Source organism: Nocardia sp. MH4 (assembly GCF_019266065.1).
Lineage (GTDB): Bacteria > Actinomycetota > Actinomycetes > Mycobacteriales > Mycobacteriaceae > Nocardia > Nocardia canadensis.
This window is the reverse complement of the sequence record NZ_LPNR01000110.1, coordinates 51,775-78,665: the sequence shown is the minus strand read 5'-3', so window position 1 is coordinate 78,665 and position 26,891 is coordinate 51,775. Positions and strand designations below refer to the sequence as shown.

Below are 26,891 nucleotides of genomic sequence, written 5' to 3'. Positions count from 1 at the left end.
TACGTGCTGGGCAGAGCTGTGGCAGAGCTGCCGACACCCTACGGCCGGGTCCGGGTCGCACCGTGGAACCCGACGACGTTCCGCGCGTCGCCGCCCGGTGGTCGGGCGGACGGGTAGCGGCGGATAAGCTGACCCACCGTGGATACCGCTTCGCTGACCGGCAAGGAACTCGCCGCCGCCATCAACGCCGACACGAAGGAGCGCGCCGCCGCGCTCACCGCCGCGGGCACCGCGCCGACGCTGGCGCTGATCGTGGCCAACGACGACCCGGCCAGCGCCTGGTACGTGAACTCTCTGCGCAAGGCCGCCGAACGTCTCGGGATCGCCTGCGAGCGCATCGATCTCGGCGCCGACGCGAGCGCGGAGACGATCCGCGCCGAGCTGACCGCGCGCAGCGCCGACCCGGCCACCGCCGCGATCATGCTGCAGACCCCGCTGCCCGCAGGCGTCAGCCTCGACGACGTGAGCGCGTCGATCGCGGCGAGCAAGGACGTCGACGGTGTCAGCCCGCTGTCGCTGGGTCTGCTCGCCTCCGGCCTGGACGGGTTCGTCCCCGCCACCTCCGAGGCGGTGGTCGAGCTGCTGAAGCATCACGGCATCGCGCTGCAGGGGCGGGTGGTGACGGTCGTCGGCCGGTCCAACATCGTCGGCAAGCCGCTGGCGCAGCTGCTGCTGGCCGAGAACGCCACCGTCACCGTCGCGCATTCGCGCACCGCCGACCTGGCCGCGGTCACGACCCCCGCCGACATCGTGGTCGCGGCCGCGGGCCGGATCGGGCTGGTCACCGGCAAGCACGTCGGTGACGGTGCCGTGGTGATCGACGTGGGGACCAACGAATCCCCTGACGGCGGCATCGTCGGCGACGTCGACGCGGCCTCGGTCGACGGCAAGGCGGCGGCGCTGAGCCCCGTGCCCGGCGGCGTGGGCCCGGTGACCACCGCGCTGCTGATGCGCCACGTGGTCGTGGCGGCCGAGAAGGCCCGCGCCTGAGCGGCTTTCGCGTCCTCGGTCGGGTCTAGCGGACCGGCCCGATCGAGGTGATCAGGTACTTGCCGCCGACCTTGGCGGTGCCGACCAGCTGCGGGTTGTAGATGATCGGCACCGAGTCCGGCCGGTACTCGGTGATCACCACGAAGTACTGGCCGGCGAACGCCGCGGGCGTGATGCTCAGGCAGTGCGTCGTGCCCACCGGGATGGTGTCGATGCCCGCCTGGATATCGGCGCCCGACGGCAGTGCCGCGTCGCCGGACACCAGGGTGCGTGCCTGGTCACCCGACCGCGCGACGTAGTACGCGTGCTGGAACGCCAGGATCGCCGCGACACCGCTGTCGGTGCCGCCCGGCCCGTTGCCCTGGATCTTGCTGCCGACCAGCTCGGCGGGGCAGTTCCCGGCGACCGGGACCGCACCGGCCGGCGCGGGCTCGATCGTGCTGCTGGCCGCCGCGGATTCCGGTACGGGACCACGCAACTGGAGATAGCCGCCGCCGATCAGCACGGCACCGGCGACCGAGGCCGCGAGCGGGCCGACCCAGCGCGGCACGCGCTTGCGCCGGGAGCGGTCGATCATCCGCGCGAAGACCTCGTCGTCGCCGCCGTAGTCGGGCGTCGGCCGCGGCGGCAGCGAAACCGGTGTGGCGGCGACCCATTCGGGCTCGACGCGGTCGGGAGCCGGGGTGTCGGGGGTGATGATCGGCAGCCGGTCGGTCGCGGGGCCGTTGTCGGGTTCCGGCAGCGGCACCTCCGGAAGGGCATGGCGGGCACCGGGATCGAACGGTCCGCCGACGATCGGCAGCCGGTCGGTGGCGTAGCTGTCGGTCGGCACGATCCGGCCGGAGGACCGATCGGGCGCCACGTGCGCGGCCGACAGCGAGATCACCGGGATGCCGGCCGGTGTGGTCGGCCCGCCCTCGACGCGATGCCGGGCGCCGGCACGGGGCGGCGGATCGGACGGCTCGGTCAGCCGGCGGGGGCGCGGCGCACCCAGATCGCGACCGGGTCGCCACCGGGCGGCAGCGGTGAACGGACCACCGGCCGACCCGGGGTCGTGCTGTCGAGCCCCGATCGGTCTGTGTGCATCCGGTCGATCCATCGCCCCACCTTCATCAGGCTGTCGCCGTCAGGTTGTCTCGCAACGATTTCGTTACGGGCACGATACTGCTCTGACGGTGGGAACGCCGAATGCCACGAGGGAATTACTCACCAGTGAATGTAGACCGGGTCACCGATGCCGACGTTTTCGTAGTACCAGGCCGCGTCGTCGGGGGCGAGGTTGATGCAGCCGTGGCTCACATTGGCGTAGCCCTGCGAGTCCACCGACCACGGTGCCGAATGCACGAACACGCCACCCCAGGTGAGGCGTTCGGCCCATTCGCCGTCGATGATGTAGCCCTCGGGGTCGTCGAGCGGGATGCCGATCGTGCGCGAATCGAACACCACCGAGCGGAACTTCTCCAGCACCGTGAAGTTGCCGGTCGGGGTCTCGAAGCCGGGCTTGCCCATGGACGCGGGCATGTTCCGGACGACCTGGCCACCCATGCTCACCGTGAACGTGTGCGCCGAGAGGTTCGCCTCGGCGTAGACGCCGCCGTTGGTCTGGAACTCGGTGCGCTGGTTGCCGAACTGCACCGTGATCGGCGAACTCGTCGGCAGATGGCCCGTGGGGGTCCACTGCAACCGGGTGTCGTCGACCCAGGCGAAGGTGCCGGGCAGCGCGTCGGTCGAGCGGATCGCCGCGGCGCGCTCGGCGTTCGCCCGATCGGTGACCGGGGCGGCGAAGGTGAACGTGACCGGCGCGGCGACGCCGACGACCTGCCCGTTCGCCGGGGATATCGCGGTGACCGCCGGGGTCGGAGATCCTCCGATCAGGGCCGCGGACGCGGCTCCCGACCAGAATGCGGCGAGGAGTGCCGCCATGGTCGCGACGAACAGGAAACGAAGTGCGCTCTTCATAAACGCCACCCCTTCGGTCACTCGTAGGCGGATTCCAAGTCTAGGCCGCCATGATCAACTAGACCTATCGAAGTGATAACGGCCGACGGGTCCGACGGTGTGTCGGCTTGTGTTCGCGCAGGTGAGGGCTATCAGGCATCGATTCCACATCGATACCGGTTCAGCGGAACCCGCCGGGACGCGCCACCGGCGCGGGCGCGATCGCCTGAGCGGCGTCGAATTCCGCTCTGGCGGCGGTGATCTCGTGCTGGTGGTTCACCACACAGGCGACCACGGCATGGGTGATCCGGCTCAGGTCCGTCCCGAGCTCGGTGATCGAGTGCTCCACCCGGGGCGGCACCGTCGGATACACCGAGCGCCGCACGAGACGGTCGCGTTCCAGGTCACGCGAGGTTTTGGTGAGCATCTTCTGGGCGATGCCGTCGAGTCGCCCGCGCGGCTCGTCGAACCGCACCGGGCCGTCGGCCGCGCGCAGGGTACCCAGCACCAGCAGCACCCAGTTGTCGGCGAGCACGGCCGGCAGCTGCCGTGCCGGGCAGTTCCGCGTAGGTCGTGGGTACCGCGCGGGCCGCCGATCACGACTACCTGCGGGATCTCGGGATCGAAGAGCCGATCGATTACCGCACCACGGATTTCACCGCCGTGGTGCGCGAGGTCGACCTGGTCGGGGGAGAGAACACCGACCGGTCGCTGTGGGTGCTGAGCGCCGGTGGCCGGGTGCTCGCGGCCGAAGGCCCGCGGACACCCCCGGATGCGCGCGTCGACCGGTTCATCGTGAGCGCCACGACGGCCGCGCTCGACGCGCTCGCCGCCGCTGTCGACCGGGGCCGAGTTCGCGGTGCACGTCGCGACGAGCCCGCCGATCACGAACTCGCCGCCGCGCATCGGCGCGGCGAGTCCGGTGGGGTGCGCGGCAAGATCGTGCTCACCGCGGCCCGAGTCAGCCGCGCACGGCGTGCAGGACGTCGGCGTGCAGGGCGTCGGCGCGCGCGGCGATCGTGTCGACGCGCAGCAGTGCCGCGGCGAAGCCGTCGCCGAGGGCGGCGGGCAGCGAACCGACATTGATCTCGATGTTGAGCTGCGAGCTCATCGCCGCGGCGCGGGCGGCGTCGGCGGCCGCGCCGATGTCGGTGACCACGTTGGGGTTGCCGATCGGCAGCAGTTCGGCGGCCAGCGACAGGATCTCGTCGGCCTCGTCCACCACGGCGGCGGGCACCCGGGCGGCCTCGACCAGGGCGGCGTTGATCGCCTCGGTGCGGGCGGCGACCTCGGCCTCGGTGTCCTTGGGCAGCTTGTAGGCCGCGCCGACCGCGGTGAACGCGGCGGCGTCGGCATCGGCCAGCGCCAGCGACCTCGCGCGGGCGGCGTCGGCGGCCTCGATGATCCGCTCGACGATCGGCTGGTGGACCGCGTCCTTGGCCCGGGTCGTGTAGCGCGCGACCATCGCGACCAGCGCCGCGGCCTGGGCGGCGTGCAGCGCGGCCACGGCGCCGCCACCCGGTGCGGGGACCTTCGCGCCCAGCTCCGACAGATAGTGCTCCAGGGTCACCGCACCGAAGGAGGGGGCGATCTGCTGCGGCGAGGCGGTGGGCTGCGACACGACGGGGTGGCCTTTCGATGCGGCGAGAACTGCGTGGGAATCGTCGTCAACGCTACCGGGTGCCCACCCGCGTACCCCGCCCGACCAGCACCCGCGACGACAGACCGACCGGTCGGGGTGGCCGGGAACGGCGGGGCTATGTTGGGTGGCATGCGGATCGGATTGAGCATCAACTACTCGGGCGGGTTCAAGGAGGTCGCGGCCGAGGTCGCCGACCTGGAGCGCGCCGGACTCGACATCGTCTTCGTGCCGGAGGCGTACTCGTTCGACGCGGTCAGCGCCCTGGGTTTCCTGGCGGCCCGCACCGAGCGCGTGCAGCTGGCTTCGGGCATCCTGCAGCTCTACACCCGGACCCCCAGCCTCACCGCGATGACGGCCGCCGGGCTGGACTTCGTCTCCGACGGCCGCTTCATCCTCGGCATCGGCGCGTCCGGCCCGCAGGTCATCGAGGGTTTCCACGGTGTGCCCTACGACGCCCCCATCGGCCGCACCCGCGAACTCGTGGAGATCTGCCGCCAGGTCTGGCGCCGCGAGAAGCTCAACTACCAGGGCAAGTACTACCAGATCCCGCTGCCCGCCGACCGCGGCACCGGCCTGGGCAAAGAGCTCAAGCTGATCAATCGCCCCGTGCGTGAACGCATTCCGGTGCTGCTGGCCGCGCTCGGCCCGAAGAACGTCGAACTGGCCGCCGAGATCGCCGAGGGCTGGCAGCCGATCTTCTTCCTGCCGGAGAAGGCCCAGGACGTCTGGGGCGACGCGCTCGCCGCGGGCAAGGCCAAGCGCGACCCGGCGCTGGGCGACCTCGAGATCTTCGCCGGCCCCCCGCTGGCGATCGGGGACAACGTCACCCCGCTGCTGGAGTTCGTCAAGCCGCATCTGGCGCTCTACATCGGCGGCATGGGCGCCAAGGGCAAGAACTTCTATCACACACTGGCCACCAAGTACGGCTACGGCGCCGCCGCCGATCGCATCCAGGAGCTGTACCTGGCCGGTGACAAGCAGGCCGCCGCGCAGGCCGTGCCCGACGAGCTGGTCCGCGATGTGTCGCTGATCGGCCCGGAGAGCTTCGTCAAGGAGCGCATCGCGGCCATGGCCGCGGCGGGCGTCACCACGCTCAATGTCACGCCCCTGGCCGAGGACGCCGCGGGCCGGGTCAAGCTGATCGAGCAGCTGCGCGGCCTCTGCTGACCCCACCGACGACGAACGCGCCGCCGCCCGGAGAGATTCCCCGGGCGGCGGCGCGTTTCTCGATGGTCAGGACGTGAACGACGCCAGGGCCGCGGCCAGCGTGGTGTGCATGGCGAAAACCTGATCCAGGCTCGTCATCTTCAGCTGACGGCTGGTGGCCGGCCCGTCGGCGACCACCGCGATCGCGGTGTTACCCCCGGCCCGCTGATGGGCGGCGACCAAGGTCGCCATTCCCGCCGACGCCAGGAACCCGACCGCGGTCAGGTCGATCACCAGCGCCGCGGGTTTCTCGGCCAGGATCGCCTCGATCGTGGCGTCCAGCGTGGGCGCCGTCGCCAGATCGACCTCGCCGGTCACCGTCAGCACCGTGACGCCGTCGTGCACCGCCGTCGTGGTGGTCATCGTGTCCGTGAGTGGATACGCGTCTCCGGATGAGTTGGTCACGACTCAACAACACACAACTTCGCCCGAATACGCAAGCCGTCCGGATCCGGGCCGGCGTCCTGGGCCGGGCCCGCGCCTATACTCGGGAACCAGTTGTGCGTGTCCTCCACGGGCCCCGGCGGGGCCACGACGAAGGAGTGCCGATGCTGCCCGATCCCGTCGACGCCACCGATCTGAACATCTACGGCACCGACCAGCTGCCGTGGAGCCGGGTGCGCGCCGCCATAGAGAACGGACTCGCCGCGCTGGAGACCGCCCAGTTCCTCGGCACCGTCGGTCCCGACGGCAGGCCGCACTCGGCGGGCATCGGGGCGACACTGGTCGGCGAGTACTTCTACTTCACCAGCGGTCCCGGCACCCACAAGTCGCGCTACCTGGCCACCAATCCCGCCTGCACCCTGTCGTTCCGGTTCCCCGACGATGTCGATCTCGTCGTCGAAGGCACCGCGACACGCACAGTCGACCACGCCGAGATCGATCGGGTCACCGCGTGCTATCGCGACACCGGCTGGCCCGCCGAACGCGACGGTGCCGCGGTCACCGCGCCGTTCAGCGCCCAGAGCGCGGGCCCGGCCCCCTGGTACCTGTACCGCTTCACCACCCACGCCGCGGTGGGCGTGGCCCTGACCGATCCGCACGGCGCCACCCGCTGGCGGTTCGACCAACGGTAGCCACGACACCGGCCCACCGTGTTCTCCCGGGAAACGACGGCCCCGATGGTAGAGCTGGCTGCTGCTGAGCAAACAGCTGCCCGACGGGCACGCGGGAGATCTCACCACCGGATGGGTCGGTCCGCGCTGGTATGCCACGACGATGGCGCTGGTGGCCAGCGGGTCCGGCCTGGCCGCGGGCATGATCCTGATCGCCGGCCACGACGACAGCGCGGCCCTGGCGGTGTCGGCGGCCACCGTGCTGACGTCGTGGCTGATCCTGCACACCGCGTTCGCCCAGATCTACGCCCGCGCGTACTTCCCCGGCGGCGGGCTGGATTTCCCCGAATGCGCGGTGCCGGAGCTGGCCGAATTCCTGTACTTCTCGTTCACGATCGGCACCTCGTTCGCGGTCTCGGACGTGACGGTGGTGAGCCGGTCGATGCGCAAGCGGGTCACCGCGCACAGCGTGCTGAGCTTCTTCTTCAACGCGGCCGTGGTGGCCATCGCCATCGACTGGCTGAAAGGGTGAACGTCGGGTAGCGGGGTAGGTCTGGTGTTATTCGGAACTCGTCGTACTGTGAGGGCGTGAACATCGATGTGACGCCGCTACCGGGGATCGGCGTGTGCAAGGACTTTCCGCTGGCCGAGGCGCGTCGGCGGATCGGCGTGATCGAGCATCGCGACGGTTCGGTCGACCTGGTGGTCTCGCGGGCGGGTGATCCCGACACCACCACCTCGATTCCCCTGTCGGGCACCGAGATCGGGGTGCTGGCCGGTCTGCTCGGGGCGCCGCAGGTGGTGCAGAAGACCCGCGACACCCCGCTCGTCGGTGAGCTGTCGACCAGGCAGTTCGCGATCGATCGGGGCAGCCCGTTCGACGGTCGTCCGTTGCGCGACACCGCGATGCGCACCCGCACCAAGGCCTCGGTCGTGGCGGTGGTGCGCGCCGGTGACGTGACCCCGTCGCCCGGAACGGATTTCACCTTCATCGCCGGTGATCTGGTGGTCGTCGTCGGCACCGACGAGGGTCTCGACGCCGCTGGAAGGTTGCTCGACCAGGGCTGAGGCTCCGTGCGAAGGGTAAAGAGAAGGTAAGGTATCGCCTAGCTGAGGTTAGGTGATCCAATGAATGTAGATGTCACGTCCCTGCCGGGAATCGGTGTCCGGAAAGAGTTTTCGCTGACGAAGGTGGACCGCCGGATCGGTGTCGTCGACCACCGGGACGGCGGTATCGACCTGATCTTCACCAAGATCGGCGACCCGGACTCGACCGTGCAGGTTCCGTTGTCCGACACCGAGGCTCGCACCCTGGCGAGTCTGCTCGGTGCGCCCCAGCTGGTGGCGCAACTGCGCGAAGAGCACCGCGATCTCGACGGCGTGAGCACGCGCTCGCTGCCGGTGCCGCCGAACTCGCCCTACGCCGGGCGGCGCCTGGGCGAGACCGAGATGCGGACCAGGACCCTCGCCTCGATCGTGGCGGTCCTGCGGGCGGGCCAGGTGCACGCCTCGCCGGGTCCCGAGTTCGGGTTCGTCGGTGGTGACATGGTGGTCGTGGTCGGCACCAATGCCGGGCTCGACGCCGCCGCTGCGATCCTCTCCGACGGCTGAGCGCGTGCAGCTCACGGGAACCGCGCTGGCATTGATCCAGTTGGGGGCGGTGTTCTTCGGGTTGGGGGTGCTCGGGCGGATCGCCGGCAAGGTCGGCCTCTCGCCGATCCCGCTCTATCTGCTCGGGGGGCTGGTCTTCGGCACCGGCGGCCTGATCCAGTTGCACGAGGTGGAGGACTTCATCCACCTCGCCAGCGAGATCGGTGTCGTGCTGCTGTTGTTGCTGCTCGGGCTGGAGTACACCGCGGGTGAACTCGTCACGGGCATGCGCAAGTCGTGGACGGCGGGCCTGCTAGACCTGGTGCTCAACGCGACGCCGGGGGTGATCGTCGCGCTGATGCTCGGATTGGGTCCGACCGGGGCGATCGCGATGGCGGGCGTCACCTACATCTCGTCGTCGGGCATCGTCGCCAAGGTACTCAACGATCTGGGCAGGCTGGGTAACCGCGAGACGCCGACGATCCTGTCGATCCTGGTGTTCGAGGATCTGGCGATGGCCATCTACTTGCCGGTGCTGACCGCGGTGCTGGCCGGTGTCGGCTTCATGGCGGGCCTGACCACCGTGGGGATCGCGCTGGTCGCGGTGACGGTGGTGCTGGTCGTGGCGCTGCGCTACGGCAAGTACGTCTCGGCGATCGTGGCCAGCGAGGACCGGGAGATCTTCCTGCTCAAGCTGCTGGGCTCGGCGCTGCTGGTCGCCGGTGTGGCCTCGGCGGTGCAGGTGTCGGCGGCGGTCGGCGCGTTCCTGCTCGGTATCGCGATCTCCGATTCGACCGCGCACGACGCCACCAAGATCCTCGAGCCGCTGCGCGATCTGTTCGCGGCGATGTTCTTCGTGCTGTTCGGTCTGAGTACCGATCCGCGGACGATCCCGCCGGTGTTGGGCTGGGCGGTGTTGCTGGCCGTGGTCACCACCGCGACCAAGATCGCCACCGGCTGGTGGGCGGCCCAACGCGCCGGTGCCTCGCAGCTGGGCCGGGCGCGGGCCGGTGCCGCGCTGGTCGCGCGCGGTGAGTTCTCGATCGTCATCGCGGGTCTGGCGGTGGCCGCGGGCGCGGTGCCCGACGAGTTCGCCGCGCTGGCGACCACGTATGTGCTGCTGATGGCGATCATCGGGCCGATCGCGGCGCGCATCGTCGAACCGGTCATGCGGGCCACCGTCTCGCGCAAGCAGACTCTGCGCGTGGACTCCGTCGCGGAGTGACCGCTGTCGACGACGCTCGTGTGTCCGCGGCGCGGGGTCGTCGCCGTACTCGCGGATCGATCAGCTCTTGATCGCGGCGATCGGCGCCACCGCGACCGACCTGGTCGGCGACAACTACGTCCTGGCCGCTACCGCGCTGGTCTTCGGGCCGGCGCTGCGAGCGGCGTTCGTCGACAACATCCCCGACACCGCCACCATGGCGCCGCCGTCGCGGCCGGCGCGAATGTCGTCGCCCTCGGCATCGCCGCCCGCGCCGGCCAGCAGATCTCCTTCTGACAGTTCACCCGATCCGGCATCCTGGTCACCGTGCTCAGCACGACGATGGCCTGGATCTCTGGCCGGCTGCGCTACTTCTGATCCCGCGCGCTCACTCGGCGGGCAGCGGCACGCCGGTGGCCTGGGCGATGTCGGCCAGCATCCGCTGCGCCGCCTGCACGCCGATGCCCGACATCCAGGTCTCGTCCGGCACCTCGTAGACCTTGCCGTTCTGCACCGCGGCCAGATCGCGCCACACCGGGCTGCTGGTGACGGCGTTCTTGGGCGTCTTGCCCGGGTCGTCGATGGTGGCGACGAAGATGAGGTCGGCGTCGGCGCCGTCGATCTGTTCCGGGCTCACCTCGAGCATGGTCTTCTTGGTGTCGCTCGAGACCTGGTTGGCCGGTCGCGTGAGACCGACATCGGCCAGTACGACACCGCTGAACGACTGCGTCAGATACAGCCGGGTCGGGCCGGCCAGGAAGCGGACCACCGAGGCCGACGGGGTGACGCCGTTGTTCTTCGCCTTGATCGCCGCGCCCAGCGCCTGCGCGCGGGTCTCGTACTTGCGCAGCGCGTCCGCGGCCTGCTGGTCGAGGCCGAGGGCCTTGGCGTGCACGGCCAGGTTGGCCTTCCACGGGCCGCCGGTGGTCTCGGTGAACACGGTCGGCGCGATCCCGCTGAGCTTGTCGTAGATCTTCTCGTGCCGGATCTTCGAGGACAGGATCAGGTCGGGCTTCAGCGAGGCGATCCGCTCGAGATTCGGCTCGAGCAGCGGGCCGACATCGGTGACGCCGTCCAGGCCCGCCTTCAGGTAATCGGGGAAGCCGCCCGCGGTCTTGGTGTGCGGGATGACCGCGCCGACCGGCGTCACGCCGAGCAGGGTGGTCGAGTCGAGTTCGGCGGTGTCGAGGACGACCACGCGCTGCGGGACGCGCGGGATGGTCACCTGGCCCATGACGGTGTCGAGGGTGCGCGGGAAGCTGGTCGCGTCGGCGGCGGTGTTCGTGCCGCCGGTCGTGGCGGTGTCGGTGCCGCAGCCGACGAGCGTGCCGAACGCGATGAGCGCGCCCGCGGCGACGGTGCCTGCCCGGCGGAGTCCGCGGGCGCGGAGACGTCGAAGGGACATGACGGTCCTCATTTCTGGTGGGGGACGCCGGCGACCCGGAGCGGGCCGCCGGGGAGGGGAGGTCAGACGCGGGCCCGGGCCGCCCGGCCCAGCGGCACCACCAGCGGTGTCCCGGTTTCCGGATCGGGGATCACCCGGCACTCCACGTCGAAGACGGTGCGCACCAGGTCGGCGTCGAGCACCTGCGCCGGCGGACCGGCCGCGGCCAGCGCGCCGTCGCGCAGGACCACCAGGTGATCGGCGTAGCGGGCGGCCTGGCCGAGATCGTGCAGCACCATGATCACCGTGCGGCCCGCGTCGGCGTTGAGATCGGCGACCAGGTCGAGCACGTCGAGTTGGTGGCGCAGATCCAGGAAGGTGGTCGGCTCGTCGAGCAGCAGCAGATCGGTGTCCTGGGCCAGTGCCAGGGCGATCCAGGCGCGTTGCCGCTGTCCGCCGGAGAGCTGGTCGACGGACAGCTCCCGCAGCGCGGTGGTGCCCGTGCGCGCCATCGCCTCCTCGACCGCGGCCTGGTCGCTCGCCGACCAGGGTCGCAGCATCTTCTGATGCGGGTAGCGGCCCAGGCGCACCAACGCTTCGACGGTGATGGCCTCGGGGGTGATCGGCTGCTGGGGGAGCAGGCCCAGACGCAAGGCCAGGGTGCGGGCGGACATCCGGTGGATGTCGGCGCCGTCGAGGGTGACGGTGCCGCCCGCGGGCCGCAGCAGCCGGGTCAGGCCGCGCAGCAGCGTCGACTTGCCGCAGGCGTTGGGGCCGACGATCGCGGTGACGGCGTGCCCGGGCAGTACCAGGTCGAGGCCGTCGATGATGGTGCGCTCGCCGTAGCGCAAGGCCAGGTCGCGGGTGGCGAGTTCGTTGCGCGGTTGCTCGGTCATGCGGTCCTCCGATTCGCCGGGTTGCTGTCGCGCACGAGCAGCCACAGCAGCCACGGTGCGCCGACGGTCGTGGTGACGACGCCGACCGGCAGTCCCCGCACCGGCAGCAGGTTCTGCGCGATGAAGTCGGCGGCGGTGAGCAGGGTCGCGCCGGCCAGACCGGTGACGGCGAGGGTCGCCGCAGTCGGTGGCCCGCACAGCAGTCGCACCAGCTGCGGCACGGCGAGCGCGACGAACACGATCGGCCCGGAGATGGCCACGGCCAGCGCCGCCAGCGCCACCGCGGTACACAGCAGCCGCAGCCGCGCCCCCGAGACGCCGACGCCGAGACCGCCCGCCGAGTCGTCGCCGAGGTCGAGCACGGCCAGGGTGCGGTACTGCACGCACAGGGCGACGAGTACGACGACGGAGCCGAGGGCGGCGCCGGTGACCTCCGGCCAGGTGCGGCCGTAGAGCGAACCGGCGGTCCAGTGCATCGCCGATCCCGCCAGCTCCCGGGGGAAGCGCACGATCACCAGATTCACCGCCGCGGCGAGTCCGGCCTGGATCGCCAGGCCGACCAGCACCAGCCGGGCGGTGGACAACTGCGACCGCCACCCGATCGCGCCGAGCGCGACCGCGGCGACCATGCCGCCCGCCAGCGCGGCGAGCGGAATCGAGTACTGGCTCGCGCCCGCGGCCAGCACGACCACCGCGCCGAGCGAGGCGCCGCCGGTCACGCCGATCACGTCGGGGGAGGCGAGCGGATTGCGGAACAGCCGTTGCAGCACCCCGCCCGCCACGGCCAGCCCGGCGCCCGCGACGACACCCGCCGCGATCCGGGGCGCGCGGAACTCCTGCACGACGTAGACGTCTCCGCGATCGCCGAGCCCGATCGCGGCCCGCAGCGCGGTGAGCGCGTCCATCGACACCTCGCCGGTGGCGAGCGCGACGGTCACGAGCGCCAGCAGCGCGACGGTCACGAGCGCCAGCAGCGCGACGGTCAGGACCACGGCGAGCAGCCGGACCCGCGCGGTCGTCGAAGTGGTTACCAGGGTGGTCATCGGCGCACCTTCCGCGTCGCGAGTACGGCCAGCAGCGGCGCCCCGAGGAACGCCGTGACGATGCCGACCTCGACCTCTGTCGGGCGCATGATCATCCGGCCGACGATGTCGGCGCTCAGCAGCAACAGCGGCCCGGCGAGCAGGCAGCCGGGCACCAGCACCCGGTGATCGGTGCCCGCGACCAGCCGCACCAGATGCGGCGCGGCCAGCCCGATGAACGCGATCGGCCCGGCCACGGCCACCGCGGCGCCGGCCAGCAGGACGACCGCGACCATGCCCGCGACCCTGATCCGGGTGACCGGCACGCCCAGCGCCTCGGCCGCTTCGTCGCCGAGGGCCAGCGCGTTGAGCCCGGAGGTGATCGCCAGCCCGACGACCGCGCCGACCGCGAACAGCGGCAGCAGCGGAATCAGCACCGACAGTTCACGTCCCGCGATGGAACCGACCAGCCAGAAGCGGGCCTCGTCGAGGGTGCGCTCGCTGAACAGCAGGACCGCCGAGGTCCACGAGGCCAGCACCAGCTGCACGACGGTGCCGCCCAGCACGAGCCGGATCGGGTCCAGATCGCCGGACCGGCGCCCGAGGGTCAGGGTGGTCGCCGCCGCGACGGCGGCGCCGGCGAAGGCGAACCAGACGTACTGTCCGGGCTGGCTCAGGCCGAGCGCGTAGATGGCGGTGACCACGGCCAGCGCGGCCCCGGCGTTGATTCCGAGGGTCGTCGGCGCGGCCAGCGGATTGCGGCTCACCCCCTGCACGACGGCGCCGGCCAGGCCCAGCGCGGCCCCGACCACGAGCCCGACGACCGTGCGCGGCCACCGCATTCCGGTGATCACCGCGGCATCCCGATCGGTGCCGTGGCCCAGGATGGCGTCGACGACGGTGCCGACGGGCACCGACCGGGAGCCGAGCGCGAGACTCAGTACGACGCACAGCGTCAGCGCGGCGGCGCCGAGCGCGAAGACCGCGGTACGGCGCAGCGCCGGACTTCGCAGGACGGGAGTGGACACGGTGGGCATTCCTCATCGCGCACGACCGAGCGCACCTGGCCGTCGGGCAGGCGGAAGACGCTGTGGTGCGTGCGGATCGGTCGACGGGCGGGTGCGAGGCGACGGCGCGGTCGTCACCACCGCCGAGATGCGAAGGTTGCGAACCGGATCGCGAGAGACTTTAGGGTAGGCAAGCCTTAATGCGCAAGATCGTCGAGCTCAGCCACGCACGTGCCGGGTGACGAGGCGGTGCAGCAGCCGGGCCGCGGTGCGGGCGGTGCGCTGGTCGATATCGAGGTCCGGATTGAGTTCGGCGACATCGACGACGGCGAGCCTGCCGGAGGCGGTGACCTGGTCGCAGACGGCCTGGATCGTCGAGAGCGGGACGCCGTAGGCGGCGGGCGCGCTGACCCCCGGCGCGACCGCGGCGGGCAGGACATCGAGGTCGATGGTCAGGTAGAGCAGATCGATCCCGGCCAGGAACTCCGCGACGAACGCGGCGACCCGCTCCGGCGCGCAGTCGTCGTCGAGCAGATATCGCACGCCGAACCGGTCGGCGGTGTCGAACAGGACGGTGGTGTTACTGGGCTGACTGATCCCCAGCACCGCGTACCGCACGTCGGGATCGCGCTCGAGGATCTGCCGGAACGGGGTCCCGGAGCTGGGCACCGGATCGGGGCGCAGGTCGAAATGCGCGTCCAGATTGAGGATTCCGACGATCGTGCCCGGTGCGCGCCGCGCCGCGCCCGCCACCCCGAGGTAGGTCCCGTAGGCGACTTCGTGCCCGCCGCCGAGTACGACCGGGAACGCGCCCGCGTCCAGCAGCTCCGACACCGTCGCGCCCAGCCGGCGCTGGCCGTCCTCGAGCCGGCCGTCGGTGACGGCGACCGTGCCCGCGTCGAAGGCGCGCAGTGCCGTGCCGAGCGCCATCGGCGACAGCGCCCGGCGCAACGCCTCCGGGCCTTGCGCGGCACCGGTTCTGCCCTTGTTGCGCCGCACCCCTTCGTCACTGGCGAAGCCGACGAACACGCACGCGCCGGGATCGGTACCCGGCGCGTACGGGGCGACGGCCTGGTGCCAGCGCAGGTGGTCGGGAGTGGTGCCGTCGATCCGGCCGGTCCACGCGGAGTCGGATGTCATCGGGTGGACCTCATTTCGTGGCGGCGAGCGCGCCGCCGCGCCACACCCGGTCGATCAGCGGAACACCCGGGCGGTAGGCCAGGTGCAGGTGGGAGGGGGCGTCGAGCGCGATCGCGTCGGCGCGCGCGCCGGGCGTCAGCGCGCCGATGTCGGTGCGGCGCAGTGCGCGTGCGCCGCCCGCGGTCGCCGCCCAGACGGCTTCGTCGGGAGTCATGCGCAGTTCGCGCACCGCCAGCGCGATGCAGAACGGCAGGCTCGTCGTGTAGCTCGTGCCGGGATTGCAGTCCGCGCCCAGCGCCACGGTGACACCGGCGTCGAGCAGAGCGCGAGCGTCGGGATAGCTGTTGCGCGTGCAGAAGTCGGCACCCGGCAGCAGGGTGGCCACGGTCTGGCTGCTCGCCAGCGCGTCGATATCGGCGGCGTTCACATGTGTCACGTGATCCACCGACGCGGCGCCGAGTTCCACCGCGAGTCGCACGCCGGGACCCTGGTGCAGCTGGTTGCCGTGCACGCGCGGTACCAGACCGTGCGCGATGCCCGCCGAGAGTACGGCGTGCGCCTGATCGCGGTCGAACGCGCCCTGCTCGCAGAACACGTCGATCCACCGGGCGTGCGGCGCGCACGCCGGGATCATCTCGGCGCACACCATCGCCACGTAGTCGTCGGCGCGCCCGGCGTACTCCGGCGGCGGCACGTGCGCGGCGAGCAGGGTCACCTCGTCGGTGAACCGGCCCGCGATCCGCACGCTGCGCAGTTCGTCGGTGACGGTCTGGCCGTAGCCGCTCTTGCATTCGACCGTCGTGCTGCCCGCGCGCAGCGACTCGTCCATCAGTCGTGCCACGTTCGCGGCGAGCTGCTCGTCGGTCGCGGCGCGGGTGGCCTCGATGGTGGTGCGGATGCCGCCGGCGCCGTAGGGGCGCCCAGCCATCCTGGCCGCGAACTCTTCGGCCCGGTCTCCCGCGAACACCAGGTGCGAATGGGTCTCGACGAAACCGGGCAGCACGGCGCGCCCGCCGAGGTCGACGCCGGTGTCGGCGGCGGGCGCGTCGGCGCTGTCGCCGACCCACACCACCGTCGCGTCGTCGAAGACGACGGCGGCGTCGCGGCGCAGGCCGAGCGGGCCGTCGCCCAGGGCGGGGTCGTTGGTGACCAGGGTGCCGATGCCGGTCAGTGCGGTGGTGGGCACTGGGGGAGTCCTCCTAGGTGCGGGTGTCGACCATGTCGGTGTGCGCGGGGTAGATCATCCGCGCGGGCGGGTTGGCGGTGCGCCGGGCGACCGGGTAGTAGATCGCCGCGGTGAACACGATGCCGACGATCCAGGAGATGTCGGCGCCGCCGAGCAGCTCGGTGATCGGACCGGTGTAGAGCTTCTGGGCCAGGAACGGGATCTGGGCCAGCACGCCGAGGCCGTAGCAGGCCAGCGCGGGCACGTTCCAGGCGCCGTAGCGGCCGTGCGGGTCGTAGAGCGCGGGCAGGTCGACCCGTTCCTTCGAGATCAGGTAGTAGTCGATCAGGTTGATCGCGCTCCACGGCGTGAACACCATCAGCAGCACGAGCACGAAGTTCTTGAAATTGTTCAGGAAGTCCGCGCTGGCGGCGATCGCGATCAGCATCGACACACCGACGAACCCGACGATGTAGAGCGTGCGGGCACGGGTGGAGATCTGCGAGCGTCCGTCGAAGGCGGTGACGGTGGTCAGGATGGACATGAACCCGCCGTAGGCGTTGAGCACGTTGACCGTCAGCTTGCCCACCACGATCACCAGATAGACGCAGAAGGCGAGCAGCGCGGGCCCGGCCAGCTCACCCAGGAACCCGACCTGGTCGGCCAGGAAGGCCTTGCCCGCGACCGCGGCCACCAGCGCGCCGAAGGTCATCGCCCACTGCGAGCCGAGCACGCTGCCGAGGAACGTCGACCAGAAGGTGGTGCGCTCACTGGTGCTGCGTGGCAGATAGCGGGAGTAGTCGGCGACGTACGGGCCGAAGGTCAGCTGCCAGCCCGCGCCGAGGGAGATGGCGAGCAGGAAGGTGACGACGTCGAAGCCGATCACCCCGACGAAGTCGCCGACCGGGTACTCGGCGAACAACCGCACCGTCAGGTAGGTGAAGCCGACGATCCCGATCACGGTCGCGATCCGCCCGACGACGTGGATCAGCCGGTATCCGGTGACCGCTACGAACGCCGTCAGCGCGCCGAAGATCACGATGCCGATCACCGGGTTGGCCACGTGCAGCATGTTGTTGACCGCCTGCCCGGCCAGCACCGTGCCGGTGGCCGCGAAGCCCAGGTACATCAGGATCACCAGCACCAGTGGCACGACCGCGCCCTTGACCCCGAACTGGGCGCGGCTCGAGATCATCTGCGGCAACCCCATGCGCGGACCCTGCGCGGAGTGCAGTGCCATCACGACGCCGCCGACGACGTTGCCGAGCAGCAATCCGACGATCGCCCACAGCGCGTCGGCGCCGAACACGACCGCGAGCGCGCCGTCGACGACCGCCGTGATCTGCATGTTCGCCCCGAACCAGAGCGTGAACTGGCTGCGCGGGGTGCCGTGCCGTTCGCTGTCGGGGACGACGTCGATGGTGCGGCGTTCGGGGGTGAGGAGGTCCTCGGAACTGCCGGAGCTGGTCATAGCGGCCTGTCTTTCTGCGGTGACGCCGTCGAGCGTGTGGCCGGCGCGTGTGCGCTGGATCACGTCCGATATGTATATGCCTGTATAGACAGGTACGTCAAGCGTTAGGCTGCCCGGCGATCGGCCGCGCGTTGACACGGCTGTATATACAGGTTTATACATGTAGCGGTCGTTGTGACCGGCCCCACAGGCGAATCCGACGGGTATCACCCGATCCGTGCGCCTTTCCGAATCCCGGGAGAATGGTGTGAACAAGCCCGTTGCTGTGCTGACGCGAGGACTCACCGCGCGTCACATCCGTTTCATCGCGCTCGGCTCGGCCATCGGCACCGGCCTGTTCTACGGTTCGGCGGAGGCCATCCACCGGGCGGGCCCGTCGGTGTTGCTCGCCTATCTGATCGGCGGCGCCGCGATCTACCTCGTGCTGCGCGCCCTCGGCGAGATGGCGGTGAGCAATCCGGTCTCCGGCTCGTTCGGCGAGTACGCCAGCAAGCACCTCGGCCCGCTGGCCGGGTTCGTCACCGGCTGGACCTACACCTTCGAGATGCTCATCGTGTGTCTGGCCGACGTCACCGCGTTCGGCGTCTACATGGGCTTCTGGTTCCCCGACGTGCCCCGCTGGATCTGGGTGCTGTCGATCATCTTCTTCATCGGCGCGATCAACCTGCTCAGCGTCAAGGTGTTCGGCGAGGTCGAGTTCTGGTTCAGCCTGGTCAAGATCGTCGCCATCGTGGCCATGATCGCCGGCGGCATCGCCATCCTGATCTTCGGTTTCGGCCTGCACGACTCCAGCGGCGGCGTGCAGAACCTGTGGGCCGACGGCGGCTTCTTCCCGACCGGCTTCGGTGGTTTCGTGGCCTGCTTCGCCATCGTCATGTTCGCCTTCGGTGGCACCGAGATCATCGGCATCACCGCCGGGGAGGCCGAGGACCCGCAGCGCACTATCCCGCGCGCGATCAACACCGTGCCCGTGCGGATCATCCTGTTCTACGTGCTCACCCTCGCGGTGATCATGGCGATCGAGCCGTGGCAGACCATCGGCGACGAGGGCAGCCCGTTCGTGCAGATCTTCCAGAGTCTGGGCCTGGGCCCCGCGGCGGCCGTGCTCAACGTCGTGGTGATCACCGCGGCCCTGTCGGCCATCAACAGCGACATCTTCGGCGCGGGCCGGATGATGTACGGCATGGCCCAGCGCGGCCAAGCGCCCGCGGTCATGCGGCAGGTCTCGCGCAACGGGGTGCCGTGGATGACGGTGGTCATCATGACCGTCACCCTGCTGGTCGGCGTGCTGCTCAACTACCTGATCCCGGACAGGGTATTCCTGGTGATCGCCTCGATCGCCACCTTCGCGACCATCTTCGTCTGGCTGATGATCCTGTTCTCGCAGTACCGCTCGCGGCAGCGGATGTCGGCCGCCGAGGTCGCCGCGCTGAAGTTCCCGGTGCCGCTGTGGCCCTACGGGCAGCTGATCACCATCGGCTTCCTGATGTTCGTGATCGCGGTGATCGCCTTCGACGCCGACAGCCGGGTGGCGCTGGTCGTCGGCGCGGTCTGGCTGGTGCTGCTGTGGGTGGCCTACCGGCTCTGGGTCCGCCCTGGCCCGGCCACGGAGGCGCCCGCACCGGTCGCCGCGCCGGATCCCGTCGCCGATATCGCCTGAGAGATCTTGTCCCGCACCTCGTTCGGAATGGAGAAAACATAGTGAGCATCGACTCGGACCGGACCGCACCGGTCGCGGTGGAACCGGTCGTCGTCGGCACGGGGCCGGTGGCGCCCCAGGACGTGGTCCGGGTGGCCAGGGACGGTGTCGCGGTGCAGCTGTCCGAGCAGGCCCTCGCGGCGATCGGCGAGAGCCGCAGGCGGATCGAGGCCTTGGCGGCCGACCCCAAGCCGGTCTACGGCGTGTCCACCGGCTTCGGCGCGCTCGCCGTGCGCCACATCCCGCTCGAGCTGCGTCAGCAGTTGCAGCGCAGCCTGGTCCGCTCGCACGCGGCCGGCTCCGGCGCCGAGGTGGAGCGGGAGGTGGTGCGCGCGCTGATGCTGCTGCGCCTGTCGACCCTGGCCACCGGCCGCACCGGCGTGCGTCCGGTCGTCGCCGAGACCTACGCCGCGCTGCTGTCGGCGGGGATCACCCCGGTGGTCTACGAGTACGGCAGTCTCGGCTGTTCCGGTGACCTCGCGCCGCTGGCCCACGTGGCGCTGGCCGTCCTCGGTGAGGGCACGGTCCGCGACGCCGACGGCGAGCTGCGGTCCGCCGCCGAGGCGCTGGCGGACGCGGGCATCGCGCCGGTGGAGCTGGAGGAGAAGGAAGGGCTGGCACTGATCAACGGCACCGACGGCATGCTCGGCATGCTGGTGCTGGCCTGCCACGATCTGCGGCAGTTGCTGCGGCTGGCCGATGTCGCCGCGGCCATGAGCGTGGAGGGTCTGCTCGGCACCGACAAGGTCTTCGCCGCCGACCTGCAGGCGCTGCGCCCGCAGCCCGGCCAGGCCGTGGCGGCCGCCAATATGACCCGCCTGCTGGCCGATTCGGCGATCGTCGCCAGTCACGCGACCCCCGACTGCACCGTCGTGCAGGACGCCTACTCGCTGCGCTGCGCGCCGCAGGTGGCCGGTGGCGCCCGCGACACCCTGGCCCACGCCGAACGTGTCGCCGGATACGAATTGGCCAGTGCCGTCGACAATCCCGTCGTCACCCTCGACGGCCGCGTCGAATCCAACGGCAACTTCCACGGCGCGCCCGTCGCCTATGTCCTGGACTTCCTGGCGATCGTCGTCGCCGACGTCGCCAGTATCAGCGAACGCCGCACCGACCGCTTCCTGGACAAGGCCCGCAACCACGGCCTGCCCCCGTTCCTGGCCGACGACCCCGGCGTCGACAGTGGTCACATGATCGCCCAGTACACCCAGGCGGCCATCGTCTCCAAACTCAAGCGTCTCGCGGCCCCCGCCTCGGTCGACTCGATCCCGTCCTCGGCCATGCAGGAGGATCACGTCTCCATGGGCTGGTCGGCCGCCCGCAAACTCCGCCGCGCCATCGACGGCCTCACCCGCGTCCTGGCCATCGAGGCCCTCACCGCCGCCCGCGCCCTGGACCTGCGCGCCCCGCTCGCCCCGGCCCCGGCCACCGCCGCCGTCCGCGACGCCCTGCGCACCCAGGTCCCCGGCCCCGGCCCCGACCGCTACCTCGCCCCGGAAATCGACGCCGCCTACCACCTCGCCCGCTCCGGCGCCCTCCTCACCGCCGCCGAATCCGTCACCGGCCCCCTGGGCTGACCGTTCCCCGACCCTGGGCCCCGGCGAATTCACCGGGGCCCAGATCGTTTTCGGCACGATCCGGTGCTCACCGTCGATCCACATCGTCGAACGCCAAGACTGGTACGTTCGTATCGGACTTGCCGATTCGCGGGGGTATCGACCATGTTGTCGCTGTACGACTATCAACTGGCAATGCTGAACCCGATGTGCGATTCGGCCCCGGTCCAGGCGGCGGAACTGCTTCGGACGCTGGGGGTTACCCGTGCCGAGACCGCCGACGCCGCGCAACGCTACCGATCGGCGCCGCGGCGCGCATTCGACGACTACCTGGCGGCCTGGGGTGCACCCGAATCGCTGACCGTCGCGGCCTTCAACCGGAACATGGACATGCGGACCGCGCGGTGGAACCTGTCCTTCTGGCCGGACCTGCACATCGAACTGAGCAGCCCCCACGAACGATCCGTCTTCCGGCACTTCGTTCGCCGACCACACCTCCCACCCATGGTTCCGCGCTCGCTGGACGACCTCACCCCGTGGTCGTGTACCGCCGCCGAATTCTCGGCGGGCGGACTCGGTCCGATCGACCACGTCGATGGATTCGGCGGGATCGGCGACGTCTCGGCCTTCGCCGTCAGCGACCCGCACTCCCACGAGATCCGCACATACTGGGCATATTTCGACTGGAGCCTGCTCCAGGGGGTCGAACCAGCCCCCGACACGTACGTGTGGGATCCGTGCTGCGACGGCAGTACCGGGCAGCCACGGACATGAGCCCGGCTCTGTCGGAAGGGGCGACGTCGTCGGCCGTGTTGTCGCTGTACGACTATCAGTGGCGATGCTGAACGGGATGTGCGACAGCGCGCCCATCGAGGCGGCCGAGTTGCTCGGCACGCTCGGGGTGACCCGCGCGGAGACCGCGCCGGCGGAGCGGCGGCTTCGGCGGGCGCCGCTCCGCCGTCTCGACGACGTCACCAGATGCTTCGTCCGCCGTGGCGAATTCCCGCGCCCTCCCACGGAATCGGTGGCCGCCGTGCGGCCCTGGTCGTGCACCTACGACGAATTCGTCGGCCACCGGCACATCCACTACGTCGACGGGCTGCGGTCGATCCGGGACATCGACGCGTTCGTCGCGCCCGATCCGGAGGAAACCGGCCTCACCGACCTCGAGGTCGGCCCCGAACTCTGGCGCCGCGCCTTCGCCACGAGGTGACGCCGGAGAAGTCCTTCGTCGAGGAACTGGAGATCGACTCGCTGTCGCTGGTCGAGATCGCCGTCCAGCTCGAGGACAAGTACGCCGTCGAGATCCCCGACGAGGACCTGGCGAGTCTGCAGACGGTCGGCGACGCGGTCGCCTATGTGCAGCGGATGGAGGCCGCGCAGCCTCACCTCGCCGCGGAGATGGAGGCGAGGTTCCGGGCGGCACAGGAGGAGTGAGCCGACACTGCCGCCCGCACCGGCGCACGGTGCGGGCGGCAGTGCGGGGGATCAGTTCTCCTGCATCGGAATACGTACCCCGCGCTCGCGGGCGATGTCGGCGGCGTGTTCGTAACCCGCGTCGACGTGGCGGATGACGCCCATGCCCGGGTCGTTGGTGAGGACCCGCTCGAGCTTCTGGGCGGCCAGCGCGGTGCCGTCGGCGATGCACACCTGACCGGCGTGGATGGACCGGCCCATGCCGACGCCGCCGCCGTGATGGATCGACACCCAGGAGGCGCCGGAGGCGGTGTTGAGCAGGGCGTTGAGCAGGGGCCAGTCGGCGACGGCGTCGGAACCGTCGGCCATCGCCTCGGTCTCGCGGTAGGGGGAGGCCACCGAGCCGGAGTCGAGGTGGTCGCGGCCGATGGCCAGCGGCGCGGAGAGCTCGCCGGAGGCGACCATCTCGTTGAACTTCAGGCCCGCGCGGTGGCGCTCGCCGTAGCCGAGCCAGCAGATGCGCGCGGGCAGTCCCTCGAACTGCACCTTCTCCCCGGCCATGGTGATCCATCGCTTCAGGTGCTCGTTCTCGGGGAACAACTCCATGATGGCCCGATCGGTGGCGGCGATGTCCTTCGGATCACCCGACAGCGCGGCCCAGCGGAACGGGCCCAGGCCCTCCTCGAACAGTGGCCGGATGTAGGCGGGCACGAAGCCGGGGAACGCGAATGCCCGGTCGTAGCCGCCCTTGCGGGCCTCGTCACGGATCGAGTTGCCGTAGTCGAAGACCTCGGCGCCCTTGTCCAGGAACCCGACCATGGCCTCGACGTGCTTGGCCATCGACGCCTGCGCCTCGGTGGTGAACCACGCCGGGTCCTTCTCGGCCAGGGTGTGCCAGTCCTCGAGCGCGACCCCGAGCGGCAGGTAGGACAGCGGATCGTGGGCCGAGGTCTGGTCGGTCACGATGTCGATCGGGGCGTCCATGGCCAGCAGCCGCGGGAACACCTCGGCCGCGTTGCCGACCAGGCCGATCGACAGCGCGCGCCGCTCGTCACGGGCCGCGATCGCGAGCGCGAGCGCCTCCGGCAGAGTGTCGGCCTTGGTGTCGAGGTAGCCGTGCGCGATCCGCCGATCGATGCGGGCCGGATCGCAGTCCACGCAGAGCGCGACGCCCTCGTTCATCGTCACCGCCAGCGGCTGCGCGCCGCCCATGCCGCCGACACCGGCGGTGAGGGTGATGGTGCCGGCCAGGGTGCCGCCGAATCGCTTGCGCGCCACCGCGCCGAAGGTCTCGTAGGTGCCCTGGAGGATGCCCTGGCTGCCGATGTAGATCCACGAGCCCGCGGTCATCTGGCCGTACATCATCAGGCCGAGCTGTTCGAGCTTGCGGAAGTCCTCCCAGTTCGCCCAGTCGCCGACCAGGTTGGAGTTGGCGAGCAGCACGCGCGGCGCCCACTCGTTGGTGCGGAACACCCCGACCGGCTTGCCGGACTGCACCAGCAGGGTCTCGTCGTCGGCGAGGGTCTCGAGGGTCCGCACGATCGCGTCGAAGGCCGCCCAGCTGCGCACCGCGCGGCCGGTGCCGCCGTAGACGACGAGGTCGTCGGGACGCTCGGCGACCTCGGGATCGAGGTTGTTCATCAGCATCCGCAGAGCACCCTCCTGCTGCCAGCCCCGCGTGCGCAGCTGCGGTCCGCGCGGCGCGGACACGGGCCGGGGGCCGGATTCGGGCTGGGTGGCGGCGTCGGTCATCGGTTCACTCCTCGGAAATGACGGCTGTGTCCTGGGTCACTGGAATCCAGACTAGTGGTATAGTCCTGTATATACAAGTAGCTGTCAAGCGTGCTGTGTCGTTCGGGCGCAACGTATTCTCTGGGCAAACTGAGGGAACGGATACCGTGGTGGCGATCGAAGTGGTCGATGCGGACCTGGCCGCGCTGTACGGCGAACTGGGGACCGAGTTCGCGGCGTACGAACGCGTCAAGCAGCTGATCATGGCGCAGATCAAGGCCGGTCGATGGACCGAGGGTGAGCAGATCCCGTCGGAGAACCAGCTGGTCAACGCGCTGGGCCTGTCCCGGATGACGATCAACCGCGCCCTGCGCGACCTCACCGCCGACGGCGCGCTCAACCGGGTGATGGGTGTGGGCACCTTCGTCGCCGCGACCAAGGCCGCCTCCCCGCTGTTCGAGGTCAGGAATATCGCCGACGAGATCTCCCGGCGCGGCCACCGGCACCGGACCGAGGTGGTGTTCGTCCGCGCGGAGGAGGCGGGCGACCGGCACCCGGTGCTCGGGAACGCCATGAGCGGCAGGGTGTTCCACTCGCTGCTGGTGCATATCGAGGACGACGTCCCGATCCAGGTGGAGGACCGCTACGTGAACCCGGCGCAGGCGCCGGACTATCTGGCGCAGGATTTCACCAGCATCACGCCGAATACCTATCTCAGCGAGGTGGCCCCGCTGATCCGCGGCGAGCACGTCGTCGAGGCGGTGCGCGCCAGCCGGGAGGAGTGTGCGCTGCTCGACATCGATCGCGACGAGCCGTGTCTGCTGATTCGGCGGCGCACCTGGTCCTCGGGCGGGCTGGTCAGCGCGGCCCGGTTGATCCATCCCGGATCGCGGAATCGGCTGGAGGGCAGCTTCGGCTCCGCGGCGAATGGCGCCGAATAAAAGGTCTCGGGACCGCCGAACAACTCGCCGCGCCATTCCGCGCAGTGTGAGCACTGTCCCGTGGCAGGCGCGACTCACCCTCCGGTGGTCCTCGGAATTGTTATGCGATCTGAATAATATGCAGCTTCGGCAAACGTTCAGCTAATCGTAAACACGTGCTTGACCTCGCTATATTTGTCGTAGGCGAGTGAAGCGCGATTTCGGGTTATCACTGTTTCGTGACGAACTACGCGACATGCCGGATTCGGGCTGTACGTTTAGTGGCCCATGGCTCGCTGGGTCCCATTCGGGTAACGGAGAGGGCGGAAATGGCTACAGTCGCGCGGCAGTCGGGGCCGCACAGGGTGGGTGCCCGGCAGAGCTTTTCCGCAGTGAAATCGACGCTGTCGCCGTCGGCGCTGGTGACCGTCGGACTGATCTTGTTGATCCCGGTTCTCGCCACCGCGGGCCCGATTCTCGCGTCGGCGATGATCGCCCGGTACGCCGGGGTCGGGCCGTCGGGCGCGGTGGTACTGGCGGTGATCACCGCCGTCGTCGCGATCGCGGTGCTCACCGCGGGCTGGGCGTTCCGGCAGGCGTGGCGACGTGGTCCGGCCGGTCGGCCTTCGCTGGGTTCCTTCGCGCGGTAGGAGATCGCTATGCAGACGTACCGACCCGCCGCGGGCGCGGTGGTCCCCGCGATCGAGCCGATCGACACCCCGGAGGTCGCGCAGGAGTGCCGCCGCCTGCGCGTCGTCGCCCGCATCGACGACGCTGCCCTCTGGCGGGCGGCGGCGACGCGGCTGCTCGAGTGCGGCCGCCGGCGCTGGCGCACCCGCACCGATATCGCCGATCAGCCCGCGGTGCGCCGCTGGTCGCGCATCCAGGACCTCCAGGAGATCCCCGAACGGCCCAGCCTGCCCGCGTTGTTCGCCGCCGTCGCCGCCGGGGCGGAGATCGCCGCGGGGGACCCGTACGCCGACTTCGCCGCCGCGATCATGCTCCTGGCGAGCTGCCCGGCCGAAGTGGTGCTGCAGTCCGACCCGCGCACCGAGCCACGCGCCGTGCGCTTTTCGGTCTTCGCCCAGCGCGATGACGACTTACCGCTCGCGGAGGACCTGATCACCACCACCCTCCGATCCTGTGGTGCTGTCCTGGCCCGTCGCTGCACGGTCCTGCGGCGCGGCCCGTCGATCCGTCCGCCCGCCCCTCTCGTCGACCACCCGCTGCCGGAGTTGCTCGTCCTCGGAAGCGGCACCGCCGCACGCTGATCAGCGCTCGACGAGGATGTCGGCCGGTGCGGCCGTGATCGCGGCACGCAAGGGCTCGTGCCGGTCGCTCGGGGCGTGCTCGGGCGCTGTCCGCTCGGCCCTGTGCAGGCACGTCCGCCGCCGTCCGGAGAAGGTCCGGCTCCCACGGGCTTTCGGTCACCCCCGGGTGCGGTGGCACGCTTCCATCTGAAAACGACCCATGTTCCGTTTTGACATGGAGTGATGAATTGTCAAGGGCGACTGTGTATCTCGAGCGGCAGTCTGGTCGGTTTGGGAAAAGCCCCAAAAGTTCGGTTCCGGAGTCGGCGAGATCTCACCAACGGGTCGGTCCGATTCGCGGCATCGGCGGCGTGGTCGTAGAGTCGTCGAACGAGAGTGTTCGCACGCTCCCTCGGTGGCCGCTCGCCGGACGATGATGTCCTCGGCGAACGGTCCGGTCGGGCCGTCTCCGGCATCCCGGAGGACCGGCCTCGTAGTCGGCGTGACCCTACAAGGGGGTTGTCACGTCCGAATCATCTCTGTCGCAGCGTCGCGCCAGCCCACGGTTTTTACCTTCGCGCAACACACTCCCACGCGTGCGTGGGCTAG

Annotated in this window: 27 protein-coding genes and 3 pseudogenes; 17 read left to right on the top strand and 13 right to left on the bottom strand. The window is 70.4% G+C overall.

The features are described from left to right. The first annotated feature begins 138 nt into the window (after window positions 1-138). Window positions 139-990 (top strand): bifunctional 5,10-methylenetetrahydrofolate dehydrogenase/5,10-methenyltetrahydrofolate cyclohydrolase, encoded by an 852-nt coding sequence (locus ATM97_RS21065; protein ID WP_218719755.1) that lies wholly within the window; start codon window positions 139-141, stop codon window positions 988-990. Between the two features lie 25 nt (window positions 991-1,015). Here the strand turns inward: ATM97_RS21065 and ATM97_RS21060 are convergent, their stop codons facing one another. From ATM97_RS21060 to ATM97_RS21050, 3 genes are all read right to left on the bottom strand, one after another. Continuing rightward, a complete protein-coding gene (locus ATM97_RS21060; protein ID WP_218719754.1) occupies window positions 1,016-2,089 on the bottom strand; it encodes a hypothetical protein in 1,074 nt (357 codons plus the stop codon). Window positions 2,090-2,196: 107 nt separating this feature from the next. Beyond that, a complete protein-coding gene (locus ATM97_RS21055) occupies window positions 2,197-2,949 on the bottom strand; it encodes a L,D-transpeptidase family protein (RefSeq protein ID WP_218719753.1) in 753 nt (250 codons plus the stop codon). 160 nt (window positions 2,950-3,109) lie between these two features. Beyond that, window positions 3,110-3,463, bottom strand: coding sequence for a helix-turn-helix domain-containing protein (locus tag ATM97_RS21050; RefSeq protein ID WP_308248565.1), 354 nt, complete (start codon window positions 3,461-3,463; stop codon window positions 3,110-3,112). Between the two features lie 38 nt (window positions 3,464-3,501). On the opposite strand from ATM97_RS21050, the pseudogene ATM97_RS21045 reads away from it, so the two are divergent. Beyond that, window positions 3,502-3,864 (top strand): annotated as a pseudogene (locus ATM97_RS21045) (zinc-binding dehydrogenase); the annotation flags it as partial. Between the two features lie 25 nt (window positions 3,865-3,889). Here ATM97_RS21045 and ATM97_RS21040 read toward each other — a convergent pair. Further along, window positions 3,890-4,549, bottom strand: a complete 660-nt coding sequence (locus tag ATM97_RS21040; RefSeq protein ID WP_218719752.1) for a cyclodeaminase/cyclohydrolase family protein — start codon at window positions 4,547-4,549, stop codon at window positions 3,890-3,892. A 150-nt stretch (window positions 4,550-4,699) separates the two neighbouring features. Here ATM97_RS21040 and ATM97_RS21035 point away from each other — a divergent pair, with 150 nt between their 5' ends. Next, entirely contained in the window at window positions 4,700-5,737 is a 1,038-nt protein-coding gene (locus tag ATM97_RS21035; RefSeq protein ID WP_218719751.1) for an LLM class F420-dependent oxidoreductase, read from the top strand. Between the two features lie 66 nt (window positions 5,738-5,803). Here the strand turns inward: ATM97_RS21035 and ATM97_RS21030 are convergent, their stop codons facing one another. Further along, entirely contained in the window at window positions 5,804-6,139 is a 336-nt protein-coding gene (locus ATM97_RS21030; protein ID WP_218719750.1) for an STAS domain-containing protein, read from the bottom strand. Between the two features lie 185 nt (window positions 6,140-6,324). Here ATM97_RS21030 and ATM97_RS21025 point away from each other — a divergent pair, with 185 nt between their 5' ends. From ATM97_RS21025 to ATM97_RS34535, 6 genes and pseudogenes are all read left to right on the top strand, one after another. After that, entirely contained in the window at window positions 6,325-6,852 is a 528-nt protein-coding gene (locus ATM97_RS21025) for a pyridoxamine 5'-phosphate oxidase family protein (protein ID WP_218719749.1), read from the top strand. 142 nt (window positions 6,853-6,994) lie between these two features. Further along, the gene (locus tag ATM97_RS21020) at window positions 6,995-7,363 is read left to right on the top strand and encodes a DUF1345 domain-containing protein (RefSeq protein WP_218719748.1); all 369 of its coding nucleotides are present in this window, start codon (window positions 6,995-6,997) and stop codon (window positions 7,361-7,363) included. A 56-nt stretch (window positions 7,364-7,419) separates the two neighbouring features. Continuing rightward, window positions 7,420-7,899 carry a TrkA C-terminal domain-containing protein gene (locus tag ATM97_RS21015; RefSeq protein WP_218719747.1) on the top strand — a complete coding sequence of 160 codons (480 nt, stop codon included), beginning with the start codon at window positions 7,420-7,422 and terminating at the stop codon, window positions 7,897-7,899. Window positions 7,900-7,959: 60 nt separating this feature from the next. Then, window positions 7,960-8,442, top strand: a complete 483-nt coding sequence (locus tag ATM97_RS21010) for a cation:proton antiporter regulatory subunit (protein WP_218719746.1) — start codon at window positions 7,960-7,962, stop codon at window positions 8,440-8,442. A 4-nt stretch (window positions 8,443-8,446) separates the two neighbouring features. Then, entirely contained in the window at window positions 8,447-9,646 is a 1,200-nt protein-coding gene (locus ATM97_RS21005) for a cation:proton antiporter (protein WP_308248564.1), read from the top strand. 67 nt (window positions 9,647-9,713) lie between these two features. Continuing rightward, a pseudogene (locus tag ATM97_RS34535) lies at window positions 9,714-10,003 on the top strand (hypothetical protein); the annotation flags it as partial. 10 nt (window positions 10,004-10,013) lie between these two features. Here ATM97_RS34535 and ATM97_RS21000 read toward each other — a convergent pair. The 7 genes from ATM97_RS21000 to ATM97_RS20970 form a co-directional block, all read right to left on the bottom strand. Then, a complete protein-coding gene (locus ATM97_RS21000; RefSeq protein ID WP_218719744.1) occupies window positions 10,014-11,030 on the bottom strand; it encodes an ABC transporter substrate-binding protein in 1,017 nt (338 codons plus the stop codon). 62 nt (window positions 11,031-11,092) lie between these two features. Then, window positions 11,093-11,905 (bottom strand): ABC transporter ATP-binding protein, encoded by an 813-nt coding sequence (locus tag ATM97_RS20995; RefSeq protein WP_218719743.1) that lies wholly within the window; start codon window positions 11,903-11,905, stop codon window positions 11,093-11,095. Beyond that, window positions 11,902-12,948 carry an iron chelate uptake ABC transporter family permease subunit gene (locus tag ATM97_RS20990; protein ID WP_218719742.1) on the bottom strand — a complete coding sequence of 349 codons (1,047 nt, stop codon included), beginning with the start codon at window positions 12,946-12,948 and terminating at the stop codon, window positions 11,902-11,904. Before ATM97_RS20990 ends, ATM97_RS20995 begins: the two co-directional genes overlap by 4 nt. After that, window positions 12,945-13,955, bottom strand: a complete 1,011-nt coding sequence (locus tag ATM97_RS20985) for an iron ABC transporter permease (RefSeq protein WP_308248563.1) — start codon at window positions 13,953-13,955, stop codon at window positions 12,945-12,947. Before ATM97_RS20985 ends, ATM97_RS20990 begins: the two co-directional genes overlap by 4 nt. 198 nt (window positions 13,956-14,153) lie before the next feature. Beyond that, a complete protein-coding gene (gene hutG / locus ATM97_RS20980; protein WP_218719740.1) occupies window positions 14,154-15,074 on the bottom strand; it encodes a formimidoylglutamase in 921 nt (306 codons plus the stop codon). 10 nt (window positions 15,075-15,084) lie between these two features. Next, on the bottom strand, window positions 15,085-16,260 hold the full coding sequence (gene hutI, locus ATM97_RS20975; RefSeq protein WP_218719739.1) for an imidazolonepropionase: 1,176 nt from the start codon (window positions 16,258-16,260) through the stop codon (window positions 15,085-15,087). A gap of 13 nt (window positions 16,261-16,273) precedes the next feature. After that, entirely contained in the window at window positions 16,274-17,710 is a 1,437-nt protein-coding gene (locus ATM97_RS20970; protein ID WP_218719738.1) for a cytosine permease, read from the bottom strand. Window positions 17,711-17,957: 247 nt separating this feature from the next. On the opposite strand from ATM97_RS20970, the gene ATM97_RS20965 reads away from it, so the two are divergent. From ATM97_RS20965 to ATM97_RS20945, 5 genes and pseudogenes are all read left to right on the top strand, one after another. Next, window positions 17,958-19,370 carry an amino acid permease gene (locus tag ATM97_RS20965; RefSeq protein ID WP_218719737.1) on the top strand — a complete coding sequence of 471 codons (1,413 nt, stop codon included), beginning with the start codon at window positions 17,958-17,960 and terminating at the stop codon, window positions 19,368-19,370. Window positions 19,371-19,417: 47 nt separating this feature from the next. Next, the gene (gene hutH / locus ATM97_RS20960) at window positions 19,418-20,986 is read left to right on the top strand and encodes a histidine ammonia-lyase (protein WP_374104887.1); all 1,569 of its coding nucleotides are present in this window, start codon (window positions 19,418-19,420) and stop codon (window positions 20,984-20,986) included. A gap of 144 nt (window positions 20,987-21,130) precedes the next feature. After that, entirely contained in the window at window positions 21,131-21,739 is a 609-nt protein-coding gene (locus tag ATM97_RS20955; RefSeq protein WP_218719735.1) for a hypothetical protein, read from the top strand. 64 nt (window positions 21,740-21,803) lie between these two features. Then, entirely contained in the window at window positions 21,804-22,178 is a 375-nt protein-coding gene (locus tag ATM97_RS20950; protein WP_218719826.1) for a hypothetical protein, read from the top strand. Further along, window positions 22,172-22,402, top strand: a pseudogene (locus ATM97_RS20945) (acyl carrier protein); the annotation flags it as partial. The gene ATM97_RS20950 and the pseudogene ATM97_RS20945, both read left to right, overlap by 7 nt. 51 nt (window positions 22,403-22,453) lie before the next feature. On the opposite strand, the gene hutU reads toward ATM97_RS20945, so the two are convergent. After that, window positions 22,454-24,133: a urocanate hydratase gene (gene hutU, locus ATM97_RS20940; protein WP_218719734.1), complete on the bottom strand. Its 1,680-nt coding sequence runs from the start codon at window positions 24,131-24,133 to the stop codon at window positions 22,454-22,456. A 146-nt stretch (window positions 24,134-24,279) separates the two neighbouring features. Here hutU and hutC point away from each other — a divergent pair, with 146 nt between their 5' ends. From hutC to ATM97_RS20925, 3 genes are all read left to right on the top strand, one after another. After that, the gene (gene hutC, locus ATM97_RS20935) at window positions 24,280-25,053 is read left to right on the top strand and encodes a histidine utilization repressor (RefSeq protein WP_218719733.1); all 774 of its coding nucleotides are present in this window, start codon (window positions 24,280-24,282) and stop codon (window positions 25,051-25,053) included. Window positions 25,054-25,424: 371 nt separating this feature from the next. Then, window positions 25,425-25,682, top strand: a complete 258-nt coding sequence (locus tag ATM97_RS20930; RefSeq protein ID WP_218719732.1) for a hypothetical protein — start codon at window positions 25,425-25,427, stop codon at window positions 25,680-25,682. 9 nt (window positions 25,683-25,691) lie between these two features. Continuing rightward, the gene (locus tag ATM97_RS20925) at window positions 25,692-26,303 is read left to right on the top strand and encodes a hypothetical protein (RefSeq protein ID WP_218719731.1); all 612 of its coding nucleotides are present in this window, start codon (window positions 25,692-25,694) and stop codon (window positions 26,301-26,303) included. Window positions 26,304-26,891: the final 588 nt, after the last annotated feature.